Origin of the sequence: Yoonia sp., assembly GCF_030731595.1 — a bacterium.
GTDB lineage: Bacteria > Pseudomonadota > Alphaproteobacteria > Rhodobacterales > Rhodobacteraceae > Yoonia.
In genome coordinates this window covers 1-9,874 of sequence record NZ_JANQTS010000127.1, presented here as the reverse complement: position 1 = coordinate 9,874, position 9,874 = coordinate 1, and the positions used below count along the sequence as shown (strand labels likewise).

The 9,874-nt window shown below is 56.5% G+C and carries 10 protein-coding genes and 1 pseudogene; all 11 read left to right on the top strand.

The annotated features are described in order from the left end of the window. The first annotated feature begins 32 nt into the window (after positions 1-32). Positions 33-1,049 (top strand): DNA-directed RNA polymerase subunit alpha, encoded by a 1,017-nt coding sequence (locus NWQ23_RS14570; protein WP_306167111.1) that lies wholly within the window; start codon positions 33-35, stop codon positions 1,047-1,049. Between the two features lie 118 nt (positions 1,050-1,167). After that, positions 1,168-1,587 (top strand): 50S ribosomal protein L17, encoded by a 420-nt coding sequence (gene rplQ / locus NWQ23_RS14565; protein ID WP_306167110.1) that lies wholly within the window; start codon positions 1,168-1,170, stop codon positions 1,585-1,587. Between the two features lie 83 nt (positions 1,588-1,670). Next, a complete protein-coding gene (locus tag NWQ23_RS14560) occupies positions 1,671-2,981 on the top strand; it encodes a replication-associated recombination protein A (RefSeq protein ID WP_306167109.1) in 1,311 nt (436 codons plus the stop codon). A gap of 31 nt (positions 2,982-3,012) precedes the next feature. Then, complete coding sequence (gene crcB / locus NWQ23_RS14555; RefSeq protein ID WP_306167108.1) at positions 3,013-3,369, top strand: fluoride efflux transporter CrcB; 357 nt, start codon at positions 3,013-3,015, stop codon at positions 3,367-3,369. After that, positions 3,366-4,421: an RluA family pseudouridine synthase gene (locus NWQ23_RS14550; RefSeq protein ID WP_306167107.1), complete on the top strand. Its 1,056-nt coding sequence runs from the start codon at positions 3,366-3,368 to the stop codon at positions 4,419-4,421. Before crcB ends, NWQ23_RS14550 begins: the two co-directional genes overlap by 4 nt. Beyond that, positions 4,414-5,079, top strand: a complete 666-nt coding sequence (locus NWQ23_RS14545) for an HAD-IA family hydrolase (protein ID WP_306167106.1) — start codon at positions 4,414-4,416, stop codon at positions 5,077-5,079. Before NWQ23_RS14550 ends, NWQ23_RS14545 begins: the two co-directional genes overlap by 8 nt. 3 nt (positions 5,080-5,082) lie before the next feature. Further along, positions 5,083-5,793 (top strand): ATP12 family chaperone protein, encoded by a 711-nt coding sequence (locus NWQ23_RS14540; protein WP_306167105.1) that lies wholly within the window; start codon positions 5,083-5,085, stop codon positions 5,791-5,793. Positions 5,794-6,009: 216 nt separating this feature from the next. Continuing rightward, a complete protein-coding gene (locus NWQ23_RS14535; RefSeq protein WP_306167104.1) occupies positions 6,010-7,029 on the top strand; it encodes an amino acid ABC transporter substrate-binding protein in 1,020 nt (339 codons plus the stop codon). A 142-nt stretch (positions 7,030-7,171) separates the two neighbouring features. Then, complete coding sequence (locus NWQ23_RS14530; protein WP_306167103.1) at positions 7,172-8,449, top strand: amino acid ABC transporter permease; 1,278 nt, start codon at positions 7,172-7,174, stop codon at positions 8,447-8,449. Between the two features lies 1 nt (position 8,450). Continuing rightward, positions 8,451-9,764: an amino acid ABC transporter permease gene (locus tag NWQ23_RS14525; protein WP_306167102.1), complete on the top strand. Its 1,314-nt coding sequence runs from the start codon at positions 8,451-8,453 to the stop codon at positions 9,762-9,764. A 12-nt stretch (positions 9,765-9,776) separates the two neighbouring features. Further along, positions 9,777-9,874: pseudogene (locus tag NWQ23_RS14520) on the top strand (amino acid ABC transporter ATP-binding protein); the annotation flags it as partial.

The following is a 9,874-nucleotide window of genomic DNA, read 5'->3' as shown; positions in this document are numbered from 1 at the left end:
GGACATGAAGGCAGACTAGAATGGAGGGACATATGATCCACAAAAACTGGGCTGAGTTGATCAAGCCAACTCAATTGGAAGTAAAACCGGGCAACGACCCGATGCGTCAGGCGACCATGATTGCAGAACCGCTCGAGCGCGGTTTTGGTCTGACGCTTGGCAACGCTCTTCGCCGCATTCTGATGTCGTCACTGCAAGGTGCCGCAATCACTGCTGTTCAGATCGACAACGTGCTGCACGAGTTTTCATCCGTGTCCGGTGTACGTGAAGACGTCACCGACATCGTGCTGAACCTCAAAGGCGTCGCGATCCGTATGGAAGTCGAAGGACCAAAGCGTTTGTCCGTTCAGGCCAAAGGCCCGGGCGTCGTAACCGCTGCGGATATCTCTGAAACTGCTGGTATCGAGATCCTGAACAAGGATCACGTGATCTGTCACCTTGATGAAGGCGCTGACCTTTACATGGAACTGACCGTCAACACCGGCAAGGGCTATGTATCAGCCGACAAGAACAAGCCAGAAGATGCGCCTATCGGCATGATGTCGATTGATGCGATCTACTCGCCTGTGAAAAAAGTCAGCTATGACGTGCAGCCGACCCGCGAAGGTCAGGTTCTGGACTATGACAAACTGACCATGAAGGTCGAAACCGATGGGTCGCTGACACCTGATGATGCAGTCGCTTATGCGGCCCGCATCCTGCAGGACCAGTTGTCGATCTTCGTCAACTTCGACGAGCCTGAATCAGCAACAGCTGGTTCTGATGATGATGGTCTGGAGTTCAACCCGCTGCTGCTTAAGAAAGTGGACGAGTTGGAACTTTCTGTACGTTCGGCAAACTGCCTCAAGAACGACAACATCGTTTACATCGGCGATCTGATCCAGAAAACCGAAGCAGAAATGCTGCGCACCCCGAACTTCGGCCGCAAATCTTTGAACGAGATCAAAGAAGTGCTGTCAGGCATGGGTCTGCACCTTGGTATGGATGTCGAGGATTGGCCACCAGACAATATCGAAGATCTGGCCAAGCGGTTCGAAGACCAGTTTTAATCTATCGGGATGGGTGCGCGCACCCATCCTACCTACGACCCCGGGCAATTCCGCCCCAATAATACGGCTGGCACGCATCAGACCGTTGGACAAAGTATAAACCTAAGGAGACCATAAAATGCGTCACGCAAGCGGATACCGTAAGCTGAACCGGACCCACGAACATCGCAAAGCGCTGTTTGCAAACATGGCTGGTTCGCTGATCGAACATGAACAAATCAAGACAACATTGCCAAAGGCGAAAGAACTGCGCCGCATTGTTGAAAAGCTGGTCACACTGGGCAAGCGCGGCGATCTGCACGCCCGCCGTCAGGCCAATGCACAACTGAAGCAGGAAGCGCATACCGCGAAACTCTTTGAAGTGCTTGGCCCGCGTTACGCAGAGCGTCAGGGCGGCTATGTCCGCATCATGAAGGCTGGCTTCCGTTACGGCGACATGGCCCCAATGGCGATCATCGAATTCGTTGACCGCGACGTGAATGCCAAAGGTGCGGCAGACAAGGCCCGTTTGGCCGAGTACGAAGCAGCTGAAGATTAATTTCCAGCCCATCGTTCGAATTTGCAAAGCCCTGCCCAACCGGCGGGGCTTTCGCTTTTTGAGCCAGATCATATGTTAAACCCATGAGCGATCTTTTTGACAGCGCCCCTTCCACGTCTCCCGCAGGTCCGCGCCCGCTGGCTGACCGGTTGCGGCCCGCGAAACTGTCAGAGGTCATCGGCCAGCAACAGGTGCTTGGCCCTGATGCACCCTTGGGCACGATGCTGGCCTCCGGCTCGCTATCGTCGCTGATTTTCTGGGGCCCGCCCGGTGTCGGCAAGACGACGATTGCCCGCCTTCTGGCGGACGAGACTGACCTGCATTTTGTCCAGATCAGTGCTATTTTCACGGGTGTTCCGGAACTGCGCAAGGTCTTCGAGGCCGCCAAGATGCGCCGCCAGAACGGTAAAGGCACGTTGTTGTTCGTGGACGAGATCCACCGTTTCAACAAAGCCCAGCAGGACGGCTTTTTGCCCTACATGGAGGACGGCACCATCCTTTTGGTCGGTGCCACCACCGAAAACCCCAGCTTTGAACTGAACGCCGCTGTGCTCAGTCGCGCTCAAGTGTTCATTCTGACCCGGCTCAACCTCAAAGACCTCGAATTGCTCGCCCAGCGTGCTGAAAAGGAACTTGGCAAAGCCTTGCCCCTAGACGGTCCGGCCCGAGATGCGCTGTTGGAAATGGCCGATGGCGATGGCCGCGCGTTGCTCAATCTGATTGAACAGGTTGCGGCTTGGAAGACCGACAAAAAACTTACCACGGATGATCTGACCAAACGCCTGATGAAGCGCGCGGTCAAATACGACAAGTCCGGGGATGAGCATTACAACCTGATCAGCGCTTTGCATAAATCGGTGCGCGGGTCTGATCCTGATGCGGCCCTTTACTGGTTCGCGCGAATGCTGGCGGGTGGTGAAGACCCGCGCTATCTGGCCCGCCGTATCACCCGCATGGCGGTTGAAGATATCGGGCTGGCGGACCCGCAGGCGCAGGCGGTGTGTCTGCAATCATGGGAAACCTACGAGCGGTTGGGATCGCCCGAGGGCGAGTTGGCGCTTGCACAGGCGGTGACTTATCTGGCCCTCGCCCCCAAATCGAATGCGGCTTATGTGGCCTATAAGGCGGCCGTGGCAGCCGCCAAGCAGACCGGATCGGAACCGCCCCCCGCCCATATCCTGAACGCGCCCACCAAACTGATGAAAGAGCAGGGTTTCGGCGCGGGCTATGCCTATGACCACGATGCTCAGGATGGCTTTAGCGGCCAGAACTATTTCCCTGAAACGATGAAACGCGGCGTCTACTATGTCCCTGTCGATCGCGGGTTCGAGCGGGAATTGAAAAAGCGTGTCGATTTCTTTGCCGGACTGCGCGCAAAACGGGGCAAGAATTGACAAGCCGCCCGCAAAGCCGCATGGGAACGGCATGATGACATCTGTGATCTCTGTGGCCCTTGGCGGGGCATTGGGCGCTGTCTTGCGCTATCTGATCGGGGTCTCGGTGGCATTTCCACTTGGGACGCTCACTGTGAACATCGTGGGTTCGTTCTGTATCGGGCTGGCATGGGTGTTTCTGGCAAGCAAAAACCCTGGTTTGCTGCCCTTTGTCATGACCGGTATTTTGGGCGGCTTCACGACCTTTTCGACCTTCTCGCTGGATACGCTCCGGCTGATCGAGGACGGCAGGCTGGGCTTTGCCTTGGCCTATGTCACCGCCTCTGTCGTTCTTTCGCTCGCGGCCTGTTTCGCGGCACTACTACTTGCAAGGAGTATCACCGCATGAGCGGCGTCCAAACACGCGTCATCGGCCCCGATGACGGCGACCAGCGGCTGGACCGCTACCTGCGCCGCCTGTTCCCGCATCTGACCCAAGGGCGCATCGAAAAGATGTGTCGCAAGGGCGAATTGCGCGTGGACGGTGGGCGGGTGAAAACCAACACCCGCCTTGAAGTGGGCCAAAAGGTCCGCATCCCCCCCTTGCCGACCGAGGAGGAAGCCGCAGCAGCGGCCAGTCTGATCAAGCATGGTGTGACCAAGGCCGATGCCAAGATGATCCAGTCCTGCGTCATCTACAAAGACGACCACATCATCGCGATCAACAAGCCGCACGGCCTTGCTACCCAAGGCGGGACCAATACGACCCGTCACGTGGACGGTTTGGCCGAGGCGTTGATGTTCGATTATGATGAAAAGCCGCGATTGGTGCACCGGCTGGACAAGGATACCTCTGGTGTCTTGCTCTTGGCGCGTACCCGTATGATGGCCAAGCAATTGACCGAGAACCTCAAGCACCGCGAAACCCGCAAGATCTATTGGGCCGCTGTGGCCGGTGTCCCGTATCCGCGTGCAGGCACGATCAAATACGGGCTGGTGAAGGCAGCAGGTCACGGGCGCGGCGGTGAGAATGAAAAGATGCGCTGTGTGCATCCCAATGACGTCGCAACGACCGAAGGGGCCAAGCGCGCCACCAGCGACTATGCGGTGATGGATACGCTCGCCAGCCGTGCGGCGTGGTGTGCGCTGGTGCCGATCACGGGTCGGACGCATCAATTGCGTGCCCATATGGCCGAGATCGGGCATCCGATTATCGGAGACGGAAAATATGGCGGGTCGGGTCAGGAAAACCTCGGCGACGGCTGGGGGGCTGGCATGGGCAGCGAGATCGGGCGCAAACTGCATCTGCATGCGCGCAGTCTGACAATCGAACACCCCGCGACCGGCGCGATCCTGCACCTGACAGCGCCTTTGCCCGAGCATATGCAAAACACTTGGGACTTTGTGGGCTGGGTCGTCGGCCACGCCCCAGTCGATCCGTTCAATATGCCCGATGAGTGACCTGCGGCTTGTGATATTCGACGTCGATGGCACGCTCGTCGACAGTCAGGCCGAGATTATGGCGGCCATGACCTTTGCCTTTCAGTCGGAAGGCTTGGCCCTGCCTGATCGTGCTGCCGTTTTGTCAATCGTGGGCCTGTCTCTGGCCGAGGCCTTTGCAAAGCTTTGCCCCGGCGTGGCACAGCCTCAAAGGGACAAACTGGTTGCCGCCTACAAGGACGGCTTTGGCGACTTGCGCACCCATGGCAGGGAGATGGGGCCACTCTTCCCTGGCGCACGCATGGCTTTGCAAGCCCTGCAAGAGCAGGATCACACGCTTTTGGCGGTTGCGACTGGCAAGTCGCGCCGCGGGCTGGATAAAGTGCTGGAACGGCACGGCCTGACGGGGGTCTTTCACAGCGAACAGGTCGCGGATCACCATCCCTCCAAGCCGCATCCTTCGATGATCCTGACCGCCTTGAACGAAACAGGCGTTGCGCAGGGCAGAGCGGTGATGCTGGGCGATACGACCTATGACATGGATATGGCGCGTGCGGCCGGGATCAAGAAGATCGGCGTGAGTTGGGGCTATCATCCGGCAGAAACACTTTTGCCGGATGCGATGATTACCGATTTCGCGGCATTGTCAGATGCCGTCGATCAGCTGATAGGGCACTAAGCAATGAGCGATTGGAAACCGAAACGGTTCTGGAAAGAAGCCACAGCGACCGCCTGCGATGGCGGTTTCACAGTGATGCTGGATGCCCGCCCTGTACGGACGCCGGCCAAGGCTCCGTTGATTGTGCCGACGATGGCCATGGCCGAAGCGATTGCAGCAGAGTGGGACGCGCAAGAAGGCCTGATTGACCCGCGCAAGATGCCTGTGACGCGGGGGGCGAATGCGGCGATTGATAAGGTGCGCACCCAACGTGACGAAGTGGTGGCGTTGCTTGCGGAGTATGGCGACAGCGATCTGTTGTGCTACCGCGCTGCGGGGCCGGAGGAGTTGATCGCGCTACAGCAAAAGGGCTGGGATCCGATGCTTGATTGGGCAGAGGCGCAGCTTGGGGTCCGACTAGCCGTCGGCGTCGGTGTCATGCACGTAGAGCAAGCGCCCGATGCGCTCGCGAAGCTTTACTCAGAAGTCGCCGTGTTGGACGATTTTGCACTCGCCGCTGCGCATGATCTGATCAGCCTGTCAGGGTCCTTGATTCTTGCGATTGCGGTCACAAAGGGCGGGATATCGGTCGAAGACGCATGGGGGCTGTCCCGTGTTGATGAACATTGGCAGATCTCCCAATGGGGTGCCGATGAAGATGCCGCAGCCGCCGAAATGGTCAAACGCGCGGCGTTTTTTGACGCCGCGCGGTTTTTCCTGCTTTCCACTGGCTAAATGATTCCGTTCGTTTCGCGGCAAAAGCGGAAAAAAATGCCCGATTTTACAGCATCTGCATTGTAAATTGCCCTAGTAACCCTTGACTCTACTTCCGAATAACCAAAGTCTTAGTGCACTGAGACAAAAGCTACTGTCTCACTCATCATGACTGTCTATCGGGACGGGATAAAAATTGGCCGTCCTCATTGGGCGGAAACTCAGGAAGAGGTAAAAATGAAGAATACCGTATTTTTCGGCGCACTAACTGTTGCTGGCTTGGCGGCTGGCATGGCTTCGGCAGCGACGCTTGACGATGTAAAGGCACGCGGATCGCTGAACTGCGGCGTGACAACCGGCGTGCCCGGTTTCGCCGCGCCAGATGCAAACGGTGTGTGGGAAGGCTTTGACGTCGCTGTATGCCGCGCAGTAGCGGCTGCGATCTTTGGCGATTCGACTGCGGTTCAGTTTGTTCCAACAACAGGCCAGACACGGTTTACTGCGCTCGCCTCTGGTGAAGTTGATATGCTGGCCCGGAACACAACTTGGACCTTCAGCCGCGATGTCGACCTGAAGTTCGAATTCACCGGCGTAAACTATTACGATGGTCAGGGCTTCATGGTGCCACGTGATCTGGGTGTTTCCTCTGCATCCGAGCTGGATGGCGCGACTGTTTGCATCCAGACCGGCACAACAACCGAGCTGAACCTTGCTGACTATTTCCGCGTCAACAACATCAGCTATGAGCCCGTGCCAATCGAAACCAACGCAGAAGCACAGCAGCAGTATCTTGCTGGCGCATGCGACGTTTACACGACGGACGCTTCTGCACTCGCAGCAACCCGTGCGACATTCGAAGCTCCTGGTGACCACATCATTCTGCCAGAGATCATTTCCAAAGAGCCTCTGGGTCCATTGGTCCGTCATGGCGACAACGAATGGGCTGATATTGTGCGTTGGACGCTGAACGCGCTGATCGCAGCCGAAGAGCTTGGCATCACATCCGCGAACATTGAAGGGCTGGCCTCTGCGCCGACAGACAATCCTGAAGTGAACCGCCTGCTGGGTACAGAAGGCGAGCTTGGCGCGATGCTGGGTCTTGAGGCCAACTGGGCAATGAACGCCATTATGGCTGGTGGTAACTACGGCGAAGTGTTCGAATCGAACATCGGCGAAAGCACACCAATCGGTCTTGCACGCGGTCTGAACGCACAGTGGACCAACGGTGGTCTGATCTACACCCCACCATTCCGCTAAAACCTGATCTCGGTGAAGGGCCCGGCATTGTCCGGGCCCTTCATCCAATAGCCAAAAGCTTATAAATGCGCATCCCGCGCGCTGAGACATTCGGATCAACCGAAGCCTGCGCGACAAAATCGGGAGCCAACGGGAGATATACATGTCGACGTTGACCGACCCGCCGAAAGCCTCCTTTCGGTTAAGCCAACTTATTTACGATACCCGTTATCGATCTTATACAATTCAGATCGTGGCTTTGATCCTGATTGTTGCCGCGTTTGCCTGGCTGATCAACAACACGATCGAAAACCTAGAAAGCCTTGGCAAAGACTTTGACTTCGGGTTTTTGGGCAGTGCAGCTGGGTACGATATCAACCAGATGCTGATCCCCTACGACAACCAAATGTCACATGGTCGTGCTGCGCTTGTGGGTATCCTCAATACGTTGCTTGTGGCGGTTCTGGGTTGTCTGGCGGCGACGTTGATCGGCGTAATCGCCGGCGTGTTGCGTTTGTCCAAGAACTGGGTCGTGAACAAACTGATGGCGGTTTACGTCGAAGGCTTCCGGAACGTCCCACTGTTGCTTTGGATCATTCTGATTTTTGCGATCATGACCGAAAGTATGCCGCAACCCCGCGAATTCCGTGGTGACGACGCCACGCAAGCGATGTTGCTGGACGATTCAGTTGCCATTACAAACCGTGGCATCTGGATTCCGCGTATCGGTTTTTCTAATTCACTTAGTGGCAATGAAGCTGTGGCCGCGATGGACGGGGCGACACCCGTTGCGACAGGCGCTATCGACTGGCTGGTCCTGTTTGGCACGTTGGCCATCAGCATCGTCGCTATCTCTTTCGTGCGCAAAAGGGCAGACCGCATCCAGCAGGCAACAGGTGTGCGGCCCGTCACTTGGTATCAGCAACTTGCGCTCTTGGTGGTCCCCTTCGGACTTGTCGCGTTCTTCCTGGGTCTGACCATCGTGAAGCCCTTTCTGCAAGGGTTCAACTTCACCGAAGGCACCCATCTGCGCAATTCGCTTATCGCGCTCTGGCTTGCCTTGTCTCTTTATACAGGCGCCTTTATCGCAGAGATCGTCCGGGCTGGTATTCTTGCCATCTCGAAGGGTCAGACAGAAGCGGCGTTTGCGTTAGGCTTGCAACCCAACCGGACGATGAACCTTATCATTTTGCCGCAGGCGATGCGGGTTATCATCCCGCCGTTGATTTCGCAGTACCTGAACCTGACCAAGAACTCATCGCTGGCGATTGCCGTGGGTTATATGGATGTGCGCGCCACGCTGGGCGGGATCACGATCAACCAGACGGGTCGCGAACTTGAAGGAATGTTGCTCTTGGGCGGTTTCTATCTTGCGCTATCGCTACTGATTTCTGCTGGCATGAACTTCTATAACCGATCCACACAGTTGCAGGAGCGCTAAGATGTCTGACACACAAGCACAGACCGTCGCCTACGTTCGTGACACGATGGTGGATGCTCAAACGCCGCCAATCACCGAAGTCGGTGTCATCAAGTGGTTGCGGGAAAACCTGTTTTCTTCGCCTCTGAATGCAATTTTGACGATTGCGTCCCTCTATCTTGTCTACTGGGTCATTGCACATGTCGGTCCATGGATGATCAACGGGATCTGGGTCGCGGATTCGCTGACCGAGTGCCGCGAGATCAGAAACGCCACTCTAGGGGCTGATGTGCCCGCGGCATGTTTCGCTGTGATCACCGAACGCTGGCCGCAACTGATGTTCGGTTTCTATCCCAGCGATGCCTATTGGCGTCCAGTTGTGGCGCTTTTGGTGTTCTTTGTCGGCATTGCGCCGGTCCTGTTCGACAAGCTGCCGCGCTCGCTGCTGATTGGTACATTGCTGACACCTTTTGTCATGTACCTGTTGCTGTGGGGCGGATCGATCTGGGGGCCATTTGCTGTCGGTCTCGGGTTCGTCGCGGGATACTTTACCTTCCGGTTCCTGAACCCGATCAATTCGCTGATGGGTACCATCGGCGCGATCATCGTGCCGATCCTGTTCTGGTTTTTCTTGACGGGCCCCATCGCGAGCACACTGACGGCTACGGCACCCATCGGACTGCCCTTCATCGAATCCAAGGATTTCGGTGGCTTTACCCTCTCGGTCGTCATCGGCATTGCAGCGATCATCCTGTCGCTGCCTTTGGGTATTCTGCTGGCTCTTGGTCGGCAGTCCGACTTACCGATCATCAAGTATTCGGCGGTGGTGTTCATTGAAGTAATCCGTGGTGTGCCGCTGATCGTGTGGCTGTTCACAGCGTCGCTGCTGCTGAACTACTTTCTGCCTCCGGGTACGAATTTCGACCTGATGTTGCGTGTGATCATCATGGTCACGCTGTTCTCGGCGGCCTATATCGCCGAGGTGATCAGGGGTGGTCTGGCCGCACTGCCAAAGGGACAATACGAGGCCGCAGATGCGCTTGGTCTGGATTACTGGAAATCCATGCAGTTGATCATTCTGCCGCAGGCCTTGAAAATCTCGATCCCCGGTATCGTGAACACGTTTATCGGTCTGTTCAAGGACACCACACTGGTCGTCTTCATCGGCCTGCTCGACCCTGTCGGTCTGACGAATGCTATTCGTGCCTCAACCGACTGGAACGGGATCTATTGGGAGCTTTTCCTCTTTATCGGCATCATGTTCTTTATCTTTTGCTACAGCATGGGCCGCTACTCACTCTACCTGGAGAAAAAGCTCCAGCGTGAACATCGCTAAGGAGACCAGAAAATGGATGACATGATTCAAGAACGTCCGATTGACCGGAGCCAAATGAAGGTCTCTGACGAGGTTGCGATTGAAATCAACAACATGAACAAGTGGTATGG

What these genes read in the sequence shown, in the direction of transcription:
- NWQ23_RS14570 (WP_306167111.1), top strand. Translation starts at nt 33, where the DNA reads ATGATCCACAAAAACTGGGCTGAGTTGATCAAGCCAACTCAATTGGAA.
- rplQ (WP_306167110.1), top strand. Translation starts at nt 1,168, where the DNA reads ATGCGTCACGCAAGCGGATACCGTAAGCTGAACCGGACCCACGAACAT.
- NWQ23_RS14560 (WP_306167109.1), top strand. Translation starts at nt 1,671, where the DNA reads ATGAGCGATCTTTTTGACAGCGCCCCTTCCACGTCTCCCGCAGGTCCG.
- crcB (WP_306167108.1), top strand. Translation starts at nt 3,013, where the DNA reads ATGATGACATCTGTGATCTCTGTGGCCCTTGGCGGGGCATTGGGCGCT.
- NWQ23_RS14550 (WP_306167107.1), top strand. Translation starts at nt 3,366, where the DNA reads ATGAGCGGCGTCCAAACACGCGTCATCGGCCCCGATGACGGCGACCAG.
- NWQ23_RS14545 (WP_306167106.1), top strand. Translation starts at nt 4,414, where the DNA reads ATGAGTGACCTGCGGCTTGTGATATTCGACGTCGATGGCACGCTCGTC.
- NWQ23_RS14540 (WP_306167105.1), top strand. Translation starts at nt 5,083, where the DNA reads ATGAGCGATTGGAAACCGAAACGGTTCTGGAAAGAAGCCACAGCGACC.
- NWQ23_RS14535 (WP_306167104.1), top strand. Translation starts at nt 6,010, where the DNA reads ATGAAGAATACCGTATTTTTCGGCGCACTAACTGTTGCTGGCTTGGCG.
- NWQ23_RS14530 (WP_306167103.1), top strand. Translation starts at nt 7,172, where the DNA reads ATGTCGACGTTGACCGACCCGCCGAAAGCCTCCTTTCGGTTAAGCCAA.
- NWQ23_RS14525 (WP_306167102.1), top strand. Translation starts at nt 8,451, where the DNA reads ATGTCTGACACACAAGCACAGACCGTCGCCTACGTTCGTGACACGATG.